This window comes from Staphylococcus sp. ACRSN, from assembly GCF_022346615.1.
GTDB lineage: Bacteria > Bacillota > Bacilli > Staphylococcales > Staphylococcaceae > Staphylococcus.
The window spans coordinates 276,113-297,454 of record NZ_JAKRNS010000002.1 but is presented as its reverse complement, the minus strand read 5'-3'; the positions used below and the strand labels follow the sequence as shown (position 1 = coordinate 297,454).

The 21,342-nt window shown below is 32.7% G+C and carries 24 protein-coding genes; 5 read left to right on the top strand and 19 right to left on the bottom strand.

Features of this window, described 5'->3' with window-relative positions; translation table 11 throughout:
- Nucleotides 1-41: 41 nt before the first annotated feature.
- Nucleotides 42-1,292 (bottom strand): lipid II:glycine glycyltransferase FemX, encoded by a 1,251-nt coding sequence (locus MHZ36_RS03140; RefSeq protein ID WP_239229565.1) that lies wholly within the window; start codon nucleotides 1,290-1,292, stop codon nucleotides 42-44.
- A gap of 370 nt (nucleotides 1,293-1,662) precedes the next feature.
- A complete protein-coding gene (locus tag MHZ36_RS03135; protein WP_239229564.1) occupies nucleotides 1,663-2,424 on the bottom strand; it encodes a VOC family protein in 762 nt (253 codons plus the stop codon).
- A 225-nt stretch (nucleotides 2,425-2,649) separates the two neighbouring features.
- Here MHZ36_RS03135 and MHZ36_RS03130 point away from each other — a divergent pair, with 225 nt between their 5' ends.
- Together MHZ36_RS03130 and MHZ36_RS03125 are read left to right on the top strand one after the other, a co-directional pair.
- Nucleotides 2,650-3,084, top strand: coding sequence for a MarR family winged helix-turn-helix transcriptional regulator (locus MHZ36_RS03130; protein ID WP_239229563.1), 435 nt, complete (start codon nucleotides 2,650-2,652; stop codon nucleotides 3,082-3,084).
- Nucleotide 3,085: 1 nt separating this feature from the next.
- Entirely contained in the window at nucleotides 3,086-4,300 is a 1,215-nt protein-coding gene (locus MHZ36_RS03125; RefSeq protein ID WP_239229561.1) for an MFS transporter, read from the top strand.
- A 128-nt stretch (nucleotides 4,301-4,428) separates the two neighbouring features.
- Here MHZ36_RS03125 and MHZ36_RS03120 read toward each other — a convergent pair whose 3' ends face one another.
- From MHZ36_RS03120 to MHZ36_RS03090, 7 genes are all read right to left on the bottom strand, one after another.
- Entirely contained in the window at nucleotides 4,429-4,776 is a 348-nt protein-coding gene (locus MHZ36_RS03120) for a SarA family transcriptional regulator (protein WP_239229559.1), read from the bottom strand.
- 460 nt (nucleotides 4,777-5,236) lie between these two features.
- Entirely contained in the window at nucleotides 5,237-6,259 is a 1,023-nt protein-coding gene (gene moaA / locus MHZ36_RS03115) for a GTP 3',8-cyclase MoaA (RefSeq protein ID WP_239229558.1), read from the bottom strand.
- Nucleotides 6,260-6,273: 14 nt separating this feature from the next.
- Entirely contained in the window at nucleotides 6,274-6,882 is a 609-nt protein-coding gene (gene mobA / locus MHZ36_RS03110) for a molybdenum cofactor guanylyltransferase MobA (RefSeq protein ID WP_239229557.1), read from the bottom strand.
- Nucleotides 6,883-6,889: 7 nt separating this feature from the next.
- On the bottom strand, nucleotides 6,890-7,123 hold the full coding sequence (moaD, locus tag MHZ36_RS03105; protein WP_239229556.1) for a molybdopterin converting factor subunit 1: 234 nt from the start codon (nucleotides 7,121-7,123) through the stop codon (nucleotides 6,890-6,892).
- Nucleotides 7,124-7,127: 4 nt separating this feature from the next.
- The gene (locus MHZ36_RS03100; RefSeq protein WP_239229555.1) at nucleotides 7,128-7,574 is read right to left on the bottom strand and encodes a molybdenum cofactor biosynthesis protein MoaE; all 447 of its coding nucleotides are present in this window, start codon (nucleotides 7,572-7,574) and stop codon (nucleotides 7,128-7,130) included.
- A 1-nt stretch (nucleotide 7,575) separates the two neighbouring features.
- Nucleotides 7,576-8,061, bottom strand: coding sequence for a molybdopterin-guanine dinucleotide biosynthesis protein B (gene mobB / locus MHZ36_RS03095; protein WP_239229554.1), 486 nt, complete (start codon nucleotides 8,059-8,061; stop codon nucleotides 7,576-7,578).
- Nucleotides 8,058-9,317, bottom strand: coding sequence for a molybdopterin molybdotransferase MoeA (locus MHZ36_RS03090; RefSeq protein ID WP_239229553.1), 1,260 nt, complete (start codon nucleotides 9,315-9,317; stop codon nucleotides 8,058-8,060). Before MHZ36_RS03090 ends, mobB begins: the two co-directional genes overlap by 4 nt.
- Nucleotides 9,318-9,379: 62 nt before the next feature.
- On the opposite strand from MHZ36_RS03090, the gene moaC reads away from it, so the two are divergent.
- Nucleotides 9,380-9,865 carry a cyclic pyranopterin monophosphate synthase MoaC gene (gene moaC / locus MHZ36_RS03085; protein ID WP_239229552.1) on the top strand — a complete coding sequence of 162 codons (486 nt, stop codon included), beginning with the start codon at nucleotides 9,380-9,382 and terminating at the stop codon, nucleotides 9,863-9,865.
- A gap of 44 nt (nucleotides 9,866-9,909) precedes the next feature.
- On the opposite strand, the gene MHZ36_RS03080 is transcribed toward moaC, so the two are convergent.
- Nucleotides 9,910-10,410, bottom strand: a complete 501-nt coding sequence (locus MHZ36_RS03080; RefSeq protein ID WP_239229551.1) for a MogA/MoaB family molybdenum cofactor biosynthesis protein — start codon at nucleotides 10,408-10,410, stop codon at nucleotides 9,910-9,912.
- A gap of 18 nt (nucleotides 10,411-10,428) precedes the next feature.
- The gene (locus MHZ36_RS03075) at nucleotides 10,429-11,433 is read right to left on the bottom strand and encodes a ThiF family adenylyltransferase (RefSeq protein WP_239229549.1); all 1,005 of its coding nucleotides are present in this window, start codon (nucleotides 11,431-11,433) and stop codon (nucleotides 10,429-10,431) included.
- Between the two features lie 295 nt (nucleotides 11,434-11,728).
- Between MHZ36_RS03075 and cudC the strand changes: the two genes are divergently transcribed.
- Complete coding sequence (gene cudC / locus MHZ36_RS03070; RefSeq protein WP_239229547.1) at nucleotides 11,729-12,286, top strand: choline uptake/conversion transcriptional regulator CudC; 558 nt, start codon at nucleotides 11,729-11,731, stop codon at nucleotides 12,284-12,286.
- Nucleotides 12,287-12,452: 166 nt separating this feature from the next.
- On the opposite strand, the gene MHZ36_RS03065 is transcribed toward cudC, so the two are convergent.
- The 7 genes from MHZ36_RS03065 to MHZ36_RS03035 form a co-directional block, all read right to left on the bottom strand.
- Complete coding sequence (locus tag MHZ36_RS03065; RefSeq protein WP_239229545.1) at nucleotides 12,453-13,082, bottom strand: ATP-binding cassette domain-containing protein; 630 nt, start codon at nucleotides 13,080-13,082, stop codon at nucleotides 12,453-12,455.
- On the bottom strand, nucleotides 13,083-13,754 hold the full coding sequence (gene modB, locus MHZ36_RS03060) for a molybdate ABC transporter permease subunit (protein ID WP_239229544.1): 672 nt from the start codon (nucleotides 13,752-13,754) through the stop codon (nucleotides 13,083-13,085).
- A gap of 17 nt (nucleotides 13,755-13,771) precedes the next feature.
- Nucleotides 13,772-14,560, bottom strand: a complete 789-nt coding sequence (modA, locus tag MHZ36_RS03055) for a molybdate ABC transporter substrate-binding protein (RefSeq protein ID WP_239229543.1) — start codon at nucleotides 14,558-14,560, stop codon at nucleotides 13,772-13,774.
- A 194-nt stretch (nucleotides 14,561-14,754) separates the two neighbouring features.
- A complete protein-coding gene (gene galT / locus MHZ36_RS03050; protein WP_239229646.1) occupies nucleotides 14,755-16,260 on the bottom strand; it encodes a UDP-glucose--hexose-1-phosphate uridylyltransferase in 1,506 nt (501 codons plus the stop codon).
- 3 nt (nucleotides 16,261-16,263) lie between these two features.
- Complete coding sequence (galE, locus tag MHZ36_RS03045) at nucleotides 16,264-17,265, bottom strand: UDP-glucose 4-epimerase GalE (protein ID WP_239229542.1); 1,002 nt, start codon at nucleotides 17,263-17,265, stop codon at nucleotides 16,264-16,266.
- 17 nt (nucleotides 17,266-17,282) lie between these two features.
- On the bottom strand, nucleotides 17,283-18,449 hold the full coding sequence (locus MHZ36_RS03040) for a galactokinase (protein ID WP_239229645.1): 1,167 nt from the start codon (nucleotides 18,447-18,449) through the stop codon (nucleotides 17,283-17,285).
- A 115-nt stretch (nucleotides 18,450-18,564) separates the two neighbouring features.
- Complete coding sequence (locus tag MHZ36_RS03035) at nucleotides 18,565-19,572, bottom strand: LacI family DNA-binding transcriptional regulator (protein ID WP_239229541.1); 1,008 nt, start codon at nucleotides 19,570-19,572, stop codon at nucleotides 18,565-18,567.
- A 164-nt stretch (nucleotides 19,573-19,736) separates the two neighbouring features.
- On the opposite strand from MHZ36_RS03035, the gene fdhD reads away from it, so the two are divergent.
- Complete coding sequence (fdhD, locus tag MHZ36_RS03030; RefSeq protein ID WP_239229540.1) at nucleotides 19,737-20,543, top strand: formate dehydrogenase accessory sulfurtransferase FdhD; 807 nt, start codon at nucleotides 19,737-19,739, stop codon at nucleotides 20,541-20,543.
- Between the two features lie 3 nt (nucleotides 20,544-20,546).
- Here the strand turns inward: fdhD and MHZ36_RS03025 are convergent, their stop codons facing one another.
- The gene (locus tag MHZ36_RS03025) at nucleotides 20,547-21,329 is read right to left on the bottom strand and encodes a GNAT family N-acetyltransferase (protein WP_343237197.1); all 783 of its coding nucleotides are present in this window, start codon (nucleotides 21,327-21,329) and stop codon (nucleotides 20,547-20,549) included.
- Between the last annotated feature and the right edge of the window lie 13 nt (nucleotides 21,330-21,342).

The following is a 21,342-nucleotide window of genomic DNA, read 5'->3' as shown; positions in this document are numbered from 1 at the left end:
GAATTTAACACGTCAGGGATAATGACTAGATATTTTCTTTACTATTTTCTTTTTAGTTTTCTAGATATATTAATTTTAGCTTTTGTTAACTTCGGTTTTACATTTTCAATCACTTGATACAATGGCTTGTTTAGCACATAATCAAATTCACCAACTTTTTCACTTAAGTATGTTCCCCATACCTTTTTAAAAGTCCATAAACCATAATGTGATGAATCTTTATCCGGATTATTGTCTGTTCCACCAAAATCATATGTTGTTGCACCGTGTTCTCTAGCATATTGCATCATAGAAAATTGCATATGGTGATTTGGTAAAAAATCTCTGTAATCATTTGAAGATGCACCATATAAGTAATATGATTTCTTACCAGCAAACATAAGTAATGCACCTGATAAGTATATACCATCTGGATGCTTCGCTTCTAAAGCTTCCATTTCTTCAATTAATTCATTCGTTTTTGTCATTTTATTTTCAACATCGTTGATTTTATTTAATGTTTTCTTATCTTGTTTCTTTTCTGCTAATTTTAACTTCTCAGCTTCTAAATCTGCTAAATCTTTACGTAAATCTTTTAATACTGGTTTGGGTTCCAATTTCACAAGAAATAATTCAGCATCACCATCAGGATGTAAAGCATCATAGATATTTTCAAAGTAACTGATATCACGTGTTAAAAACCCATCGCGTTCACCAGTAATTTTCATTAAATTACTGAATGTTTTTAATCCTTCACGATTTGATCGTTCTACTGTAGTCCCACGTTTAAGTGCTAATCTTACTTTAGAACGATTTCTTCTTTCAAAACTTTGAATCAATTCTTCATCAGTTTTATCAATCGGTGTAATCATCGTCATTCGTGGTTGTATATAATCTTTTGATAAACCTTCTTTGAATCCTTTATGTTTAAAACCTAACGCTTTTAAATTTGTTAATGCATCTGTTCCATGTTCAACTTCAACATCTGGATCAATTTTTATGGCATAAGCCTTTTCTTCTTTTGCAATTTGCATCGTGTATTCTAGAAGTGATTCTAAAGCAAGTTTATTGCTGTAATCTGTTACAAAACCTCTAGAAATATAACATAAAGTATAAGGTAGTTTAGGCACTTTCTTAAATAAAAGTTGTGCTACTCCAACGATTTGTCCAGCTTCCCCAACTGCGACTCGTTTTGAATACCAACCCGTTAGTCGTTTTGTTTCTGCCCATTTTGTCAATTGTAATAAATCACCTTGGGGATGCGATTTTACAAATGCATCATGTTCTTGATTTGTGATATTCATCTTTTCCATAAAACTGATGTCTCCTTTATCATTACAGTACATTAAGTATTATACATTGCTTCAAACATTCTTTCACATATTTACCATTCATTTGCTATACTATATTAAAAATTAAAAAAGAGGTATAAACTATGCGTATTATTATTTTAAGTTTATTGCTAATCATTAATATTATTTTTATTTTTCACGATGTAACTCAGTCACTAACCGTTTCTTTCTTAAGTTTAAGAATTATATTAGCATTTTTAACGTTCGTTCTTTCTATTTTTCTTTTGTTGCTAAGAGTTAATAAATACATTACCTTACTAACATTCATTACATTAATCATATCACTTATTCATATTTGCTTTATAGCACATAGCGTATACATGTATATTTATTAATTCGCTTCAAATTGATAATTAGCACCTCTAATAATTAACGTATACGAAGAAGTTGTCTTTTTATCTGTTAATTGTATCGTTTTATATCCCGAATGATCAGCATCACATATTCTATAAATAATGGCATCTTGGTCCAATTTCAAATCGGTATACGTACTCGTCTCATTTACAATCGTCATATCAAACCATTTTTGCCATTTTTCAACAGTATGTGTGCGCTCAGTACTATTAATAATCATCCATTTAACTAAAAATTCCTTTTGCTTAAAGGGTTCAATCTTTTTATTCCTAACTTCATCTGGATCATCCCATTGAATAAAGAATGGTGGTTTCACTCTATAATCAGGATCTGCAATATATAATAGCCTCCATGATGTTTTATTCCCTTTTTTATTCTCTCGTTGCATATTTACTGGTCCAATCACTTCGACGTGCTTCTTTTCTAGCGTTTCTTTCACTTTATCAATATCAGATGTACTAAATGCGATTGTTTTCAAACCTTGTTTATAGTCATCTTGCACAATTTTTGAGGGGAATGCAACACGCCCTTCTTCAGTTTTTATTACTTTTTGTAAAACTTCCGGCTTATAAACATCTAACAACTCAATATATGTATTATCGAGATACGCTAATCGATTAAATGTACCTAAACGATCGTGTTGGCCACCTGGATTTAATTTTAAAATATGTCCAGGAAATTTAAAGTCATCAAGTTGCTGTATATAATGAATAATATGGTCTAGTTTCAATTCCCTCATAAACAATCCCCTTACATTTTAATATCTTATTAATTTTAACAAATTCTCTCTTTCATTACTCGTCAGAACAATATAAATCAATGCTTTAATTTCACGTAATCTTTATTTCTAATCAATTACCCTTCTTCTAGATTGAATAATCGAGTGTTGCTTTATTTTAAAAATAGGTATACAATATTATTTGTTATAAAAAGTTAGCTAAGCTAACTATTAGGAGAGGATCTTATGGATACAAAATTACTATTTAATCAATTAACTGGGGTATATAGACCTTATATAAAATTATTTCAACCTGTATTTGATGAATTTGAACTCTTTCCTGCACAATGGCTTGTACTAAAAGATATAGCTCAAAACACACCAACAACATTGGTCCAAATTTCTAAACGACGAGCAATTGAAAAGCCAACAACACGAAAAATCCTTAAAGCACTCTCTGAAAAATCTTTGCTCACTATCGAACAAGGACAGGATAAACGAGAAAAGATACTGTCTTTATCAAATGAGGGTGAATTACTATTTTCACAAATGAATACTCGTATTGAAGGTATTCAAGATGAAATTGTCAAAGACGCTGGTATCTCACTAGAACAACTTTCCGAAACATATCATACAATTCGTCTCATTCACGAACAAATCAATAAAATGGAGGAATCTTAAAATGTCTCATAGTTCAAATTTAAAAACACCAATTTGGACAAAAAGCTTTAATATCAACTTTATTACTAACTTTTTAGTCTACTTATGTATGTATTTACTTATCGTTATTGTGGCTAGTTATACTAAAGAACAATATCACGCTTCAGATAGTGTTGCTGGTCTTGTATCAGGGTTATTTATCATTGGATCGCTTATAGGACGTTTTGCCACAGGAAAATATGTCAATAAAATAGGACCTAAACGTATTTTACTTATAGGGCTTGCGTTTTTACTTATTACTCAGCTTTGTTATTTTATAGAAGGCTCACTTTCATTCTTAATGTTCACAAGATTAATTAACGGTATCGCTACCGGTATTACAACTACTGCGACAGGTACTATTGCCGCTTATGTCACACCTTCTGAAAGAAAAAGTGAAGGTATCAGCCTATTCTCTTTAAGTTTAGTTATTGGTGCTGCTATTGGTCCATTCTTCGGTTTACTTTTAATAAACAGCTTTCCTATTAAATTATTATTTTTAATCTGTTTAATCTGTGGGATTGTAAGTTTTGTAATTTCATTTTTTGTTAATTTAAAATTTGAAATCACACCAGAAGATAGCGCAAACACTACATCTAGTACAAATCGTAAAAAATTCAACATTAGTAATTATATTGCAAAAGAAGCAGTACCAGTTGCTATTATTATGTTGATTTCTGGTTTAACTTATTCATCTATATTGACGTTCCTACAATTTTTCGCAAAAGAAATCAATTTAGTTTCACTGGCTAGTTATTTCTTTATATTTTATGCAATTGCCTCTCTAATTACGAGACCTATTGCGGGTCGTTTAATGGACCAAAAAGGTGAAAATGTCATTGCTTATCCAGCATTTATATTTTTATTCTTTACATTCTTAGTACTTAGTTTAACTCATAGTGGATGGATGTTAATTTTAGCTGGACTGTTATTAGGTGCTGGATACGGTAATATTTCATCTTGTATGCAAGCCATTGCTATTAAAGTATCACCACCAACCAAATACGGCATTGCTACATCGACTTACTTTATTGGTTTGGATTTAGGTCTTGGTTTTGGTCCTTATGTACTTGGTTTTGCTACATCGTCCGTAACTTATGCTCAACTTTATGGCATTATGGCTGTGATTGTAGCCATTACATTATTCATTTACTACTTGGTACATGGAAGAAAAGTTAAAGCGATGCAATCCTTTTAGTTTTATGTAAAAAAAAACAGATTATGACATTATCATTGTCATAATCTGTTTTTTATTTTAATCCACAATATATCCCGCATATAAAGTGAATGACTTTAATTTAAAGTGATACATTTCAATTATCCCTATTATGGAATATTGATATGTTCAATTTCTTTAATGATCTCATGTAATGCCTCATGTTGCGGCTCATTATAATAATAGAATACTTGACGCTCATCTGTCTCAGAACGTACTTTTGATAATAATTCTTTCTTATAAATCTTTCTAATAATCACATCAATTTTACTTGTGTCCCATAACATTTCAAAATGTAATGTATCTCGTAACTCCTTACCACTGATTTTTGTAGCCTCATAAACTTTATATAACACTACAAATTCCTCAATAGACAAGCCATGCACCGACTTTAGCCAGTGTTTTAATTGACTTAACGCCCTTTCAGAAGTTATAAAATAGGATACTTTACTTTCCATAATAAGTGCCTCCTCATTGTCTACTCTAGTTGTATTATTGGCTGATTTTAATGAATAAGCTTTTTAAATATTATATAACACTTTCTTCAATAAATCTATTATTTTAATTCAAACAAATAATTAAATTCTACTATTGGATTCTATTTATATACCCTGTTATTCATATCACAATATTTTTGTATTACTTAAAATCTTTAAATTTTATGATAAACTATTACAAATTATGTATACATATATTCTTAGGATTCTTTAATTTTAATGTCTATCAATATAATAGGTGAATAGAACAATACTAATCACTCATTTACATATTATTTACTTTTTAAAATCACTATTTAATAAGTAATCCATAAAAATAAAATGGAACATCTCGCGTTTCATGAGATGTTCCTTATTTAAGTTATAATCTTATTTTACCAATTCAATATTTATCGTGATTATATCGGAGATTGATTATTAGTCAACCTCCGATATAATTCATATTTATTTTATTCCGCTTACGATTAGCAACTGTTTGTTCAGTGCGTTCATCTGAATAACGGTTATCTCGTAATTTCCATAATGATTTAAATTGCTCTAACAATACCTGATTTGAAGCACCTGAGCGCATAAGTGATTTCACATCAAAGCCATCTACTTCACTGAACAAGCAACCATAAAATTTACCATCAGAGGAAAGTCTTGCCCTTGTACATGAACTACAAAATGATTGCGATACACTTGTAATTAAACCAAATTGGACACCATTATCCTTGTGTTTATAATATTTCGCTACTTCCCCATAGTATTTGGGTTCTACAGGTTCTATATCGAATTCATGGTTAATCATCGCTAACATTTCATCTTTGGTCACTACCTTACTAAAGTCCCAACCATTGTCATTACCAACATCCATAAACTCTATAAATCTAATTTCAATGTTTCGTTGTTTAAAATAATCAATCATCGGTAGAATTTGATCATCATTAACTCCTTTTTGAATAACCACATTCACCTTAATTTTGAATCCTATTGAAATTGCATAATCAATTTGTTCCAAAATAGTTGATGCTTTAATATTTCTATTATTTATACTTTGGAATACTTTATCGTCAATCGCATCTAAACTGATATTTAGTCGTCTTAACCCTGCATTGTATAAGTTTAATCCGTGTTTTTTTAATAATAAACCATTGGTAGTCAAACCAATATCTTCTATGCCATCAATTTCCATAAGTTTAGCTATTAATTTATACAAATCACGTCTTAACAGTGGCTCACCACCTGTGATTCTAATTTTTTTCACACCTAATTTTGTATAAAGTGATGCAATTCGTACCATTTCATCGAAAGTTAATAGTTCATCCTTAGGTAAAAACACAAAATCATCACCAAATATTTCTTTTGGCATGCAGTAATCACATCTAAAATTACAACGGTCAGTAACTGACAACCTTAAATCTCGAATGGGACGACCGAGTTTATCAGTGATTTGTTCAACCATATTTATAGGCCTCCTTACCTATTCAGTATACGAAATTTTAAAGAGTCCAAATCTTGTTGATAGTTTATATTTTTATACCAATAATCTGTAGAATTAATCTTTTTAACATCCAACCAGTCAGAAACAACTCGTTTATATACATGCTTTAAACTATAATCATCAGAAGCTAATGCCGCTTCAATATGTTCAAATGTGCGTGGATGATAAAAAGCCATCGTAGGAATTGGATAATTTTCTTCCTTAAATCCAGCAATATCCAGTTGATCCTCTATTAGATGTTCAACCATAAATTGATATAGTTTGCTAATTGCTTTTTGAGTAATCATTGGCGTATCAACTGAGATTACGAAAAATAATTCCTCATCTCGATATGTTTTCATCACAGCATGAATACCTGCCAAAGGGCCTTTATTTTTATGCTTTGTTTCATCAACTACGATGTGTGGATAATCAAACTGACTCCTAAGCGTTTCATTCGTACTGATAATTATTTGATTAAACATATTAGTCGCTTCCAATACATCGATAATTCTTTGATAAAATGATTGTGAATCTATCTTTGCAAAAGCTTTAGGTTCACCGAATCTTTCTGATTGTCCTCCGGCAAGTATTATTGCTTTCATCTCTCTCTTAACCTCCGCTAACTGGTGGAATTAATGCGACTGTATCATTTGAACGTACAATGTCGTCATCTTTTACAAATTCTTCATTTACTGCGATTTGAAACTTTATATTAGCTATTGATGGATAACGTTCTATTATATGTTGTACAAACGATTCAACAGTTATATCATAACTTAAATCAATTTCTTCAGAGTCTTTATTTAAAAGCTCCTTTATTTCTGCAAAATAGAGCACTCTCATCAGTTTAACCCCTTTCAATTACATCTTGATAATTCCCACGTTGATCGCCTTGCCATTTTGAACCATCTTCCCAAATCTCTTTCTTCCAAATCGGAACAATAGCTTTAATTCGTTCAATAGCATACTCATTAGCTTCATATGCATCTTTCCTATGTGGTGAAGATACGCTAATTAACACTGCAATGTCTGAAATGTTTAAAGGGCCAATTCTATGCACAATCGCCGTATTAGTTCCAGGCCATTGTTGTTCAATTTCGTCACCGATTTGTTTTAATTTTTTCTCTGCCATCGGTATGTACGCTTCATATTCAAGATATTCAGTTTTAATACCTTTCGTCCATTCACGAACATGGCCCGTAAATACAACGACAGCACCTTGATTTTCATTTAATACAAAGTCACGATATTGTTCTGTCTTAATAGGTTGAGTTACAATTTCGAATTGCTTCATTCTATTTCATTCCTTCTTGTATAAAAGCTAATAACCACTGATTGTATCGATCTAAAGCATTTTGTTCATGTAAATTGATACGGTATTTAATATTTGATAAATGATTCAATTGCTTTAATTCTTCTTTATCTTTATAGACTAATACTTTAGAAAAATCTGCATCTTTATATCCCTCTACCAATATAATGTTAGTGTCTATTGTAACAGATTTTTGAATAATTTCAGTTAAAGTTTGCTTAGGACTTCGACTTACCGATTGTTGATAATTTAAACCTTGAACAATACTTTGGTCTGCACCTGCTTTAAAGTGTTTCATATGGTCTACATCGGCGTTTTGTAGTTCTATATCCTGTACTTGATCATTACATACATCACCATGATGTTTAATTGTTGCAACTTTATAATTGTTTAACTTTAACTGTTTAATTGTATGAGCCATCAATGTTGTCTTACCTGATTTTTTATATCCAACTATTTGTAATATCATAATGTTAAATCATGCTCTCTACTATTCGTTTCCGTCAATAAGACATCAACAGTAAAACCTTTTTGGTAACCTCTTGTTCCTCCTGGTAACATAATCATTGCGTTACTATGCGCAATTGCAACAACAGCACCAGATTTATTAAATCCTGAAGGCGTAACTGTCATTTGATTTCCATCGAATGTCGTAATCGCGCGTATAAATCGTGTGAATGGATTTGCTTTTGTGAAATCCTCCATCAATGTTGCTTGTACAACTTGAGGATAAACAGCTTGTGCCCCCGTCATCTTCAAAACGGCTGTCCTTACAAATAATTCAAAGCCTGTATAACAAGCGGATGGGTTCCCTGAGAGGCCGAATAAGTATTTTCCTTCGGCTACTGCAACAGTTGTTACACTACCGGGTCTCATTGCAACTTTGTTAAATAGAACATTCGCATTTAAATATTCATAAATCTGAGGTAAATAATCGAAATCACCCACAGATACACCGCCCGTAGTGATAATAATATCGTGCTCCTTCAAGGCAGTTGAAACGGTTTTGATACTTGTGTCTAAATCATCCTGTTGAATTTTATACGTTTCTATTGTTAAGCCAAGACTTTGTGACAATGCACTTATCATTGGACCATTTGAATTTCTAATCTTACCTGGCTCTAGTTCATCCGCTACATCTAACAATTCACTACCTGTAGCAATAATTGCCACACTCGGTTTATTATAAACAGACACCTCTGTATAACCATACGTTGCTAGTACTGCGATTGCGCCGGCATTGATACGTTGACCTTGTTGTAAGACAATATCACCAGTCTTCGTTTCCTCTCCCTTTAAAGAAATATTTTCTAATGGAGAAAAATGCTTACGAATCGTAAATCCAGACGCATGCTCCTTAGTTTGTTCTAACATAACAACGGCGTCTGCACCCTTTGGAATAGCTGCACCAGTCATTATACGTACAGCTTCATACTCTCCTACCGTTACGTTAGATACTGATCCGGCCCCAATATGATCTATCACTTTAAAATCAACTCTATAATCACCTGATGCCTCAATTGTGTCTTTACTTCTAATTGCAAAACCATCGTAAGGAGATTTGTCGAACCTCGGTATATCGTATGTAGCAACAATATCTTTTGCAAGTATATAATCCAAGCTTTCAGTTAAATCTACTGTTTTGATATCCATTATAATATCCTCATTAACAATGCGCTCTATCGCCTCACGAACAGGGATAGGCGTTCTTTTTTCTACTGGCATACAATCTACTCCTTATACTTTATAATTTCATGGTATACTAAAAATGTTTAGGAGGGATAACAGTGTCTCAATTTACACATATAAACGAACAAGGTAATGCTAGAATGGTAGACGTATCAGACAAAACAATTACAAAACGTACTGCTACCGCACACTCTAGTATCACAGTAAACGAAGCAATCTATACACAAATTGTAGAACACACGAACGATAAAGGGAATGTCTTAAACACTGCACAAATCGCAGGTGTCATGGCAGCAAAACAAACTTCAACTATCATTCCGATGTGTCATCCTCTACCTTTGACTGGCATCGATATTCAATTTGATTGGCAAAAAAACCAAGCAGATTATACATTAAATATTCAAGCTACCGTTTCTACTACTGGTAAAACTGGCGTAGAAATGGAAGCACTCACTGCTGCCTCTGTAGCGGCTTTAACGATTTATGATATGACTAAAGCGCTAGACAAAGCTATGGTTATTGGTGAAACTTACTTGTTAACCAAGACAGGTGGTAAGTCCGGTGACTTTCAACGTAATCAATAACTTAATATAAATATTTATACCCCGACAATATTAATCGGGGTATTTTATTTCGTCACTTCTTTAATTAAATGAGTGAGTTCAGGTTTGATTAGTTCCTCGATGGCCAATTTCACAGCTCCAGTAGAACCCGGCAAGCAAAAAATCAACTTGTCCTTATGTGTTCCGGCAATCGCCCTTGATAACATCGCTCTCGTACCGACATCTTTGGTATAACTTAGATACCTAAATAATTCTCCAAAACCTTCAATTTCCTTCGTGATATAAGGTGCAACAGCTTCAATTGTTACATCTCTTTGTGCAATTCCTGTCCCACCCGTAATCACGATAACGTCTAAATCATTGTCCAACCAGTCCTCTATTTGTGTCGCTATAGCATTTTTGTCATCTTTGACAATTTTGTAACTATTTGTAGGAATCGTTACATCTATTTCACTTAGCAATATTTGAACTAATTTTCCACCTTTATCTGTATCATAATTTCTCGTATCCGATACTGTTAATACACCGCATTTAATTACCCTATTTAACTTTACATTTGTATGCATAAGCCTATTCCTCCTATGTTAGCCGAACAGCTGATTAATGAGGGTTTTCGCATCGTTTGGATTTGTCATTCCATGAATGAGCATACGACCACCCTTAAAGCTCACTATTTGATGCCCGTTATATTTAAACCGTATCATATATGGATTGCTTTGATAGCTAATATGATTTTTTATTAAAAATGACTCTAATATTTCCTGGGTAATATCACTATTTTGATATTGTATAGTATCTCTACCACACAACGTTGCAAAATTGCGGTTGTTAGCATGTAAATATGGATATGTTGGTCTTTCACCACAAGTTGGACAGGTAGCGCGCCTCATTTTCGAAAAGCCAAATGAATGATGCGAACCTTCCCATAAATCACCATAAGTTAATTTGGTTGGTAATTCGGAAGTTAACATAATCTTTAAAGCATCTTTCATCTGCAAACTCGTCGTCATAGTGACCGCTGGTTGTATAACGCCTACTGTATCACAGGTCATATTTATAGTCGGTATGTTCGGAACAAGGCAATTAAAGCATGGTGTTTCTCCGGGTATAAAAGCAGCTTCAACATATGTACTTTGTACCACGCCCCCATAAATCCACGGCACTTTATTTGCATATGCAAAGTCATTGATTAGCTGTCGTGTCTCAAAGTTATCTGTAGCATCTAAAATCAAATCTATATTTTTTGCATTCGTTTCTAAAAAATACGCATCAACATGATCGATGTGTTGATGAATCACAATATCCGACCGAATTGCTTTAAGGTGTTCACTTGCGGCCACTACTTTAGGCATATATGACATAGCATCCTGTTCAGTGAACAATGTCTGTCGTTGCAAATTACTAGGCTCGATATAGTCCCTATCTACAATTGTTATTTCACCAACACCAGTACGTACTAAACTTTCCGCTAAATGTGTTCCTAATGCGCCCATCCCTATGATCAATACATGTTTGTTCAATATCTGAGCTTGGCCTTGTTGGCCAATATGCTTATATAAAATTTGCCTAGAATATCGCTCTAAATCCACTATTATAAACTCCTCTATACATCAATTGTATCTATTATAAATCTTGCACTTCAATGTAACAATGTTTAGCAATAATATGTTAGAAAAATCAGTGAATTCCCTAATAAAAGTGATACAGAATTTCCTTATACATCTATGATTCAGCAAAATAATAGATGTCGCTATATTTACATCGTCTATTACCATTTATTTTATATAACAAAAGTAAAAATGTATTAAATTGTTCGCTTTAAAGAATATCTTTTGAATAACTGTTCATGGTACAATATATTAGATTTGATATGGAGGTGGATAAATGGCACGTTCAAAGGGCTATGAAGAACAACTAGAAAAAGCAAAAGATATTGTTATTAATTCTATTGGTGAAACAATGGATTTATATGGTGTAAACAGAAGTGTTGGCAATTTATATGGAACAATGGTTTTTGAACAAAAAAGTATGACATTGGATGAAATGCGTTACGAATTGCAAATGAGTAAACCAAGCATGAGTGCTGGAGTCAAACGTTTGCAAGAATTTGACGGCGTGAAACAAGAATTTATTAGAGGAAGTAGAAAACAACATTTTACTGCCGAAAAAGATTTCTTTACCTTTTTTGGAAATTTCTTTTCTCAAAAATGGAAACGAGAAATCAAGCTAAATTTAGAAGCAATACATAAAGCCGAAGCCATTCTTAATCCAATCATTCATTCAGAAACAGTTGCGGTAGAAGTAAAAGAAGAAGCACTTGAAGTTTTAGAACAAATTGAACATTCAAAGGTTTACTATGACTGGCTTTCAACGCTTAGCCAAGCACTAGCATCAGGTAAAATATTCGATTATTTTCCAATTCCTGAGAGCGATCAAGAATAAACACTCACTACCTTACAAATATAATTTCAGCACAATTAATATATGCTAACAACTGTATCACTATCTTTTTAGTTACATTGATTTCAAGAGATAGTAAATACAAAAAAGCCCTTGAAATGAAACTTTGAATTCATTTCAAGGGCTTTTTATTCACATGTTTAAGAAGTTAGATATCAGTACATGCCGGATCATGATTTAACTTAATCATTTCATCAGCCAATGTTTCTGCTTCATAATTTGAATGTGTAACAAAGATAATTGGTATTTGCCATAGTTTAAAAATTTGTTTGACTAAAGCAATGCTTTCTTCTTTTGTATTATCATCTAAACTTGAAAAAGGTTCGTCTAATAAAATCAAATCTGGTTTCGTACTTAAGGCGCGTGCAAGTGCCACTCTTTGTGCTTCTCCGCCCGACAATCTACGAGGAAATTGATCTTTTAGATGTTCAATATTTAATTGCGCAAATAATTCTGATATATGCGTTGAATACTGAGACATAAATGTTATATTTTGTGCTACTGTCATGTTTGGAAATAACTGATAATCTTGGAACAAATATGCAATGTTTCTTTGTTGAATTTTCACTTGTATACCATGTTTAACATCCGTTAAAACCCGACCATTAATTTTAATATAACCATCTTCTGGTCGTGTTAGTCCGGCTATGATATTTAAAATTGTTGTTTTACCAATACCAGATGGACCCTTTAGTGCATATATTCGCGGCTTGTCATCACACCTATGAACTTTCAATGTATTGCCTCTTATCGTCTGTGTTATACGAATATCTAACAATTAGGTTTCCTCCCTATAACGCTCTCTATGCATAAGATTTATCGTCCCAATTACAGTAATGGCGAAGGCTACTAATACAATGACCCATAACCATGCTTGATTTTCCTTCCCTTGTTCTACTAAAAAGTATATTTCAAGAGGCAATGTATTGGTCTTATTAGGAATATATCCAGCAACCATGAGCGTTGCACCAAATTCACCAATCGCACGTGCAAAGCTCATCATAATACCTGATAATAATGCACGTTTAGACAATGGTAAAATCAATCTAAAAAAAATTTTCAATTCACTTGCGCCCATTGTCCTAGCTGTATTTATCATCTTAGTATCTATATTACGGAATCCTTGCACCGTATGCTGATACATCAATGGTAAACTGACAATCGTAGATGCTATGATTGCCCCTGTTAATGTAAAAACGACAGGTATATGTAGTACTTGTGAAAAAAAATGACCAATTGGATACTTTGGCGAAAAAATAATGAGTAACATAAATCCCATAACTGTTGGAGGTAAAACGATTGGTAACACTATCAAACTTTCGATTAATCGAGCCATCACACCATGTCTTTGATATAGCCACCTAGCAATTATAATACCTAGTATCGTAACAATCAGTGTACTAAATATAGCTACTTTTAAGGATATCCAAAATGGAGTAATGTCTAGCATCTCGTTGACCTCCCATACTATACTTCAAATTTATATTTCTTCAAAATCGATTTTGCTTTCTCTGTTTTTAAGAAATCTACCCATTCTTTTGCCATTTTGTTATTTGATGTGGTAGCCGCTTTATAGATAATTGGATTTTTTAGCGGTGCATCTTCAATCTCTTTCACTTTATCATTACCATTTTTTTGGTTTTGATATAAATCTGTTTTATAAACATAACCTAGCTGTGCATTTCCTTTATCAACATAATTTAATACTTGTCTCACGTCTTTTGCATAAACAATATGATCCTGAATTTTTTTATATAAACCTTGATCTTTTAAATATTGTTCAGCATATTTTCCAGCAGGTACAGACTTCACTTCACCAAGTGCCAGTTTATCGTCTTGCTTCAAATCACTAACTTGCTGATATTGTTGCTTGTCATCTCCTATTAGAATTAACTTGTTTTTAGCATAATTATATGTATGGTGCGCTTTGTTTTTTTCAGTTAAAGCATCGACATCTTTTGTATTAGCAGACATAAGCACATCAGCTGGAGCACCTTTTTCTATTTGTTGTCTTAATGCGCCAGATCCACCATAGTTAAAACTTACATTTACATTTTTATGTTGCTTCTCAAAAGCTTCCTCTAAATCTTTCGTAACATCCGTTAAACTGGCAGCAGCAGATATTTGTAATGCTTGTTTTTTAGTTGCTTTCCCCTTTGAATCACTACTTTTTTGTTCCGTTGAATTTGAACAGCCAGCCACTATAACACTTAGTATGATGACCATTAACAAAAATGGTTTACAATATTTATTCATCTTGAATTACACCTTCCTTTGTAAATTATTATATTCCTGTTTATAAAAAAACAAAAGGGTAACTAAATTGTTAATATATATATAAATTGTAACTAAATTTATTTTTTAATAAAACATAAAATACCAGCTCATACGAAAATGATACACAAAAAGCTTGTCAAAACACGTTTCGACAAGCTTTTTGTGTATCATAATTAATTTTTTTCTAAAGTTAGAATAAACCGTTTAAATGCATTTTGCCCTTCTTCTGATTGCTTAAATACACCAGCATCTTCTAATACTCGTTTAAATTTATAGCCTACTTCGTTATCTACTATTTCATCAACATTTGTCTTATTCACTGTATATTTTTCTAGCATTTCATCTGCCCAATGTTGATGTACTCCTAACTCAACGGCTTGTTTACCTAACAGATAATTTTTAACATCTTGAATCTCTTGTTTCAATCTACCTGGAAGTATAGCCGTTCCCATAACTTCAATCAGTCCAATGTTCTCTTTCTTAATATGTTGGACATCTTGATGTGGATGAAAGATACCATCTGGATATTCATCAGAAGTTTGATTATCTCTTAATACAACGTCAAGTTCATAAAGATTATTACGATATCTAGCAATTGGTGTTATCGTATGATGTCTTTCTCCGTCATCACTAAATGCTTTAATTTGAACAGACTCATCGGAATAATGATTCCATCTATCCATAACGAACGTAGCCGCTTCAACAATATCATCTTTGTTTGAACCTTTTAATCTTATAACACTCATTGGCCATTTTAAAATACTGGCATTCACACTTGGGAATTGCTGAATCTTAAAATCATCAATTTCTATTGCGTTATCCATCGGAAATATATGCTTTCCAGTTTGATAATGGTTATGTGACAATATTGAACCACCAACTAATGGAATATCTGCGTTAGAGCCTATAAAATAATGAGGAAATTGATCGATAAATGCTAATAAATTTATAAAAGTTTGTTTATTAATCTTCATCGGTTCATGCTTTTCAGATAATACGATACTATGCTCTTGAAAATAAGCATATGGTGAATACTGAAAGCCAAACGGCTCATTATCTAATGTTATTCTAATTATGCGATGATTCGTCCGTGCTGCTTGTAACACAGAACCTTTATAACCTTCGTTCTCTATACATAGTGCACACTGTGGATATTCTGAACTTTTCGCTTCTTTCGCTAAAGCAATTTGTTTAGCATCTTTTTCCGGTTTCGAAAGATTAATCGTCACTTCTATATTGCCGTATTCCGTTGTTACTTCATAATTAATGTTATTCGCTATAGCATCTTCTTTAACATAATGATTAAGTTTTGATATTTCATAAAAATAATCTGTAGCTTTATCGGCTGATTGGTTATATGCATCAAAAAATTGTCTATTAATAGCTGAAGGTCTTGGTGTTATTAAATCTAATATTTGCGCTTCAATAATTTCTTTATTATATAAGGTATCTTCAATCACATTATGTTTTATTCCTTGTTGAATCCAATATTGCGTTATGTCATTAGGAGTCGGATTATTTTTAAAGTCTATAGGAATTTCGGTAGTATGTTCAAGCCCATCAGCATTTAAAATTGCCAACAAACGATTTTGTAGATAAATCGTATCTTCAATTTCGAAATCACCATACTTCATTGCAAATGATACAAAGCGTTCAACAAGTTGTTGTTCTAATAACATCATTTATCCCTCCGTATCTTCTTGATAACCATTAGGGTTTGCGTTATGCCAAGTCCATGCTGAACTAATAATTTCATTAATGTCATCATGTTGAGGCTTCCAACCAAGTAATGTCTGAGCTTTATCACTTGAAGCAATTAACTTACTAGGATCACCTGCTCTTCTTTGACCTACTACTGCTTTAATTGGTTGTTTTGTTACCTCTCTAGCCGCTTTTAAAATTTCAAATACTGAATATCCTTGACTGCTACCTAAATTAAATGCACCTGATTCCCCACCATTTTGTAAATATTTGAATGCTAATATATGTGCGTCAATTAAGTCCACTACATGTAGATAATCTCTTATACATGAACCATCAGGTGTATCATAATCATCACCAAAAATAGTCAGATGCTCTCTTTGACCAAGTGCCGTTTCAAGAACAATTGGAATAAGGTGTGTCTCAGGACGATGGTCTTCACCAATTGATCCATCTGCTTTAGCTCCTGCAACATTGAAATAACGAAGTGCTGCATAATTGACACCATATGCTTCATGACTCCAGCGCATCATTTTTTCCATCATCAATTTACTTTCACCGTATGGACTTGTAGGTGTTTTTGAATCATTTTCAGTTATCGGTACATTATCAGGTTCTCCGTATACTGCTGCAGTAGATGAAAACACAATATTTTCTACTTGATAATCATACATTACTTCTAACAGCACTTGTAAACCTTGTACATTATTATTGAAATAAGCTAACGGCTTTTGTACGGATTCTCCCACTAAAGAATATGCACAGAAATGAAATACACCTTCTATTTTATGTTGTGAAAAGACATTATCTAAAAATGGTTTATCTCTAATATCTCCTTCATAAAATTGAGCATCATCGTGAACAGCTGCTCTATGCCCAGTTCCTAAGTTATCTACTACAATGACTTCATATCCTTGTGAAATTAGCTGATCAACAGCATGACTACCAATATAACCAGCACCACCCAATACTAATACAGACATAATAAAAATCCTCCTATTTATATAGTTAGTTCCTTAACACCTTCGCTAATTCCTACATGATAAAACGATGGTAAATATCCAATCTCATCTTGGTATTGCTTTGATACTTCTGCTTCAAGTTGCTTAATACTATCTTTATGTACAAGCGCAATCGCACAGCCAGCAAATCCTGCACCAGTCATTCTCGCTCCTAATACGCCTTCGACTTGTTGCGCAGTTTCAGCTAAAGTATCTAATTCTTTACCAGTTACTTCATAGTCATTTTTAAGTGATGCATGAGATGCATTAAGTAATTGACCAAAGGAAACGAAATCACTCTGTTCTAATGTTTTAAAAGCTTTTTTAGTTCGCTCATTTTCTGTAACTGCATGTCTAGCTCGTTTCAATTCAACATCATTTTCAATTAAATGTTGATATACTTTAAATTGGTCTGTCGACAATTCACCCAATGCCTCAATATCCAATTCTTTTTGTAATGCCTTAAGCGCCGATTCACATTCAGCACGGCGTTCATTATACTTACTTTCTGTTAAATTTCTACGCTTATTCGTATTCATAATTGATATAACATAATCCCCAAATTTTGCTGGTACAAAATCGTAATTTAATGTTGCTGTATCTAGCATAATCGCATGTTCTGCTTTACCCATACCTATAATAAATTGATCCATAATCCCTGAATTTACACCCATAAATTCATTTTCTACTTGTTGACCTATCTTTATTAATTCTAACCTTGCTAAATCTAAATTAAATAATTCTTTAAGCAACCAACCTGTTAATAATTCAATCGAAGCAGATGAAGATAAACTTGCTCCATTTGGTATGTTACCTTCGACTAGGATATTAAAACCATTAGTGATGTTAGAATATTTTTCCTTTAAATACTTAATAATTCCTTTTGGATAATTCGCCCAATCATGCGCTTGGTTAAACTGTAATTCATTAAGCGTAAAGCGTATGATTCCATTTTCTTCGAAATTATTTGAATATAACTGGACAATATCATCTGAACGCTTTGACACTAAACCATAAGTACCTAACTCAATTGCAGCAGGAAATACATAACCACCATTGTAATCTGTATGTTCACCGATCAAATTAATTCGACCAGGTGCAAAAGCAGCTTTATCTGCCGACGTATCAAATAGCTGTTCAAATTGTTTATGCATTGCTTGTAACATCATTCATCCGCTCCTTGTTTTATTACACACATTCGTCTGTAACCATTATTTAATCTTCACCTTTAGTAAACATAATAAAAGTTTACTTGTTTACTAAATGTTTTGTCAATTAACTTCATTCACTCGTTTTAAATGTTGTACGCTCAATTAATTGAGCCTCTACTACAACATGAATTGCAATTTTACGTGTCTTATTAATACGTTCTTCAGCCATACGTACAGCAGTTCTCCCAAATTCATCAACCGGTATATGTACACTACTAACTGAAGGGACAGTGTATTGTATAATTTCTAAATCATTAAAACTTACTAATTTTACTTCATCTGGAATCCGAATATTTTCACTTTGTAATTGTTGTAACATCCCTATTGCAACCATATCGTTACCAGCAACCAACACATCAGGCAATTTATCATTTTCTATAAAGTGTTGAATTGCTGATTTACCATCTTCTTGCTCCCATCCACTCATAATCGCTATATTCTCAACTTGATGCGTTTCGCACCATAGTTTGTATGCTTCAAACCTGGGATCCGTATTATATAATTTTGCAGCGCCTGTAAGATTTCTTACCGTATGATTACCACCTATGTATGCAACTTGTTTCAATTTTAATTTTTCAATTTCATTTAATAGCTTTGTCATAGCATAGTGTAAATCAGAATATACTGCATCTATAGATTTCGGCGTATTAGGATTATTTATGACTACAATATTATTATTGTGTGCTTTTAATTCAACGATTGCTTCCTCTGAAAAGTTTCCTACAACAATAATGGCCCCTGCTTTTTCAACTTTGTCGAAATCTACATCACCACTATTTCCATCAATTCGAATTGTACGTTTTAATGATAGGTTTAACCTTGTTGTTTCCGCTTCTATAGCCAATCTAATTTCTCTATAATATGGATCTGACATTTCTTTAGCTCTAGATGCATATGTAATAATTTGAATTGTTTTATTTTTACGCGATACCTTTTGATATTGCATACGTGTTGCAACTTCATGTATTCTTTCTCTTGTTGCAGAGGCAACAGAAAGTGTTGGATCATTATTTAATACTCTGGATACTGTTCCTGGACTAACATTTGCTTCTCTTGCAATATCTCTAATACTTGCCATTTGATCACCTCTATTGTTTACCATGAGTTTACTTGTTTACAATTTGGATATCAACTTATTTAATGATTGTTTATTTACTTATTAATTTTTCTTTAATCTGTTTAATTTTTTTACCATGAAAAATAAGTTACACTAAGTAAGTGAAATAGAAATGAGGTGTGCTTATGCATGAGGATATACTTACCAATCAACCTATTGTTCGCTACGAGCAAGGAACACTAAAAGAGACGACTGATCAGTATGTAACAGAATTCCCTTTGACAATTATGGTAAATGGCGAAGAATTTGCTACTGTCATATGTAGTCCAAATCATTTAGAAGAACTTGTACTAGGATTTTTAGCATCAGAAGGTGCTGTTTTTAAGCGAACAGATCTAAAATCAATTCAAATCGATGATAGTAAAGGCTTCGCTCATGTCCAATTAAATAAAGAACTTGGTGAACGTTTCGAATATTCAACCAAAAGAATGATTGCCTCATGTTGTGGAAAAAGTCGCGCGTTTTATTTTCAAAATGATATGGCTGTGGCCAAGACCTCACTCTCAGATATTACATTAACACCTAAACAAGTATTAAATATGATGACAAGACTTCAAAGTGCAAGTAAAGTCTTTATGCAAACTGGCGGATTACACAATGCCGCAATTAGCGATGGAGCGGAATTTTTTGAGCATCGCCAGGATATTGGCAGACATAACGCATTGGATAAACTTTATGGATATTGCATGCAGAGGCATATACCTGTACGCAATAAGGTTTTGATATTTAGTGGTAGAATTTCTTCAGAAATATTAATTAAGGCTGCTAAAATTGGTGTAGGCATCATACTTTCTAAATCAGCTCCTACAACATTAGCTATTACATTAGCTCAGGATTTAAACATAACAGCAATTGGCTTCATTAGAGATGGTAATTTTAATGTATATAGCCATCCTGAACGCATAAAAGCTGTAGATTCAAGTGAAATATAATTTCTACTCGTTTCTACAGCTTTCTTCATGCTCAAAGTTGACATTTTCTTTTAATATTTGATATTTAAAACTTATAAACTGATAGCCTTGCTTTATGTACATATCTTTAGCTGTATCTTCACCATCTGCAACCAAGATTATCGTTTTTCCGTCTGCATAACGTGCCACAAAACTTTGCATCACTTTTCCAATTCCTTGCTGCTGATATTCTGGCAATACACCAAAACCATCAATTTCGACTACACTTTCTGAAACAATTAAATCCAATATACCTATAGGCTTTTCTAATTTGTAAGCAATAATTCTCTCTTTATTATCCGATATGTAACTGTTTCTTAAAGTTTGTATAATTTCATTTGCATATGCTTCACCATAAGGTAAAGCAAACGTTCTATAAATTTGTATATAATCCTCTAACGACTGAGACGTTACAAACTGAATATCAATAGCCTCGTTATAAAATTGAGGAAAATCACTAGCTTCAATAGCATACAACTCCATTATACCTAGCTCAAAATGATAACTTTCTAATAAATCTAGCCAATTTTTAGAAAGCAAAATATTTTCTGGAAAAACAAATGCTAGATGTTGTGAACTTTGGGATCTATGCAATTGACTTTGTTCTACTATGTCGTGCTTAAATTGTGTAATTGTAGGTAAATATTTATATTCCCATTTATTAGTATCATAGACTAGCGGTTCATTCGGAGTTAAATAAATTGTTTTGTAAATATCATTTATAAATATTGTACCTTGCTGAAATACATTATCCATTGAGATTTCCAACTCCGTCACCCAC

What these genes read in the sequence shown, in the direction of transcription:
- MHZ36_RS03130 (WP_239229563.1), top strand. Translation starts at nt 2,650, where the DNA reads ATGGATACAAAATTACTATTTAATCAATTAACTGGGGTATATAGACCT.
- galE (WP_239229542.1), bottom strand. Translation starts at nt 17,265, where the DNA reads ATGTCTGTATTAGTATTGGGTGGTGCTGGTTATATTGGTAGTCATGCT.
- moaD (WP_239229556.1), bottom strand. Translation starts at nt 7,123, where the DNA reads ATGAGAGTGCTCTATTTTGCAGAAATAAAGGAGCTTTTAAATAAAGAC.
- MHZ36_RS03035 (WP_239229541.1), bottom strand. Translation starts at nt 19,572, where the DNA reads ATGGCAAGTATTAGAGATATTGCAAGAGAAGCAAATGTTAGTCCAGGA.
- moaA (WP_239229558.1), bottom strand. Translation starts at nt 6,259, where the DNA reads ATGGTTGAACAAATCACTGATAAACTCGGTCGTCCCATTCGAGATTTA.
- galT (WP_239229646.1), bottom strand. Translation starts at nt 16,260, where the DNA reads ATGTTATTAGAACAACAACTTGTTGAACGCTTTGTATCATTTGCAATG.
- MHZ36_RS03140 (WP_239229565.1), bottom strand. Translation starts at nt 1,292, where the DNA reads ATGGAAAAGATGAATATCACAAATCAAGAACATGATGCATTTGTAAAA.
- modA (WP_239229543.1), bottom strand. Translation starts at nt 14,560, where the DNA reads ATGAATAAATATTGTAAACCATTTTTGTTAATGGTCATCATACTAAGT.
- MHZ36_RS03120 (WP_239229559.1), bottom strand. Translation starts at nt 4,776, where the DNA reads ATGGAAAGTAAAGTATCCTATTTTATAACTTCTGAAAGGGCGTTAAGT.
- mobB (WP_239229554.1), bottom strand. Translation starts at nt 8,061, where the DNA reads ATGATATTACAAATAGTTGGATATAAAAAATCAGGTAAGACAACATTG.
- fdhD (WP_239229540.1), top strand. Translation starts at nt 19,737, where the DNA reads ATGCATGAGGATATACTTACCAATCAACCTATTGTTCGCTACGAGCAA.
- MHZ36_RS03040 (WP_239229645.1), bottom strand. Translation starts at nt 18,449, where the DNA reads ATGTTACAAGCAATGCATAAACAATTTGAACAGCTATTTGATACGTCG.
- MHZ36_RS03100 (WP_239229555.1), bottom strand. Translation starts at nt 7,574, where the DNA reads ATGAAGCAATTCGAAATTGTAACTCAACCTATTAAGACAGAACAATAT.
- MHZ36_RS03090 (WP_239229553.1), bottom strand. Translation starts at nt 9,317, where the DNA reads ATGCCAGTAGAAAAAAGAACGCCTATCCCTGTTCGTGAGGCGATAGAG.
- cudC (WP_239229547.1), top strand. Translation starts at nt 11,729, where the DNA reads ATGGCACGTTCAAAGGGCTATGAAGAACAACTAGAAAAAGCAAAAGAT.
- MHZ36_RS03125 (WP_239229561.1), top strand. Translation starts at nt 3,086, where the DNA reads ATGTCTCATAGTTCAAATTTAAAAACACCAATTTGGACAAAAAGCTTT.
- modB (WP_239229544.1), bottom strand. Translation starts at nt 13,754, where the DNA reads ATGCTAGACATTACTCCATTTTGGATATCCTTAAAAGTAGCTATATTT.
- MHZ36_RS03080 (WP_239229551.1), bottom strand. Translation starts at nt 10,410, where the DNA reads ATGCATACAAATGTAAAGTTAAATAGGGTAATTAAATGCGGTGTATTA.
- mobA (WP_239229557.1), bottom strand. Translation starts at nt 6,882, where the DNA reads ATGAAAGCAATAATACTTGCCGGAGGACAATCAGAAAGATTCGGTGAA.
- MHZ36_RS03135 (WP_239229564.1), bottom strand. Translation starts at nt 2,424, where the DNA reads ATGAGGGAATTGAAACTAGACCATATTATTCATTATATACAGCAACTT.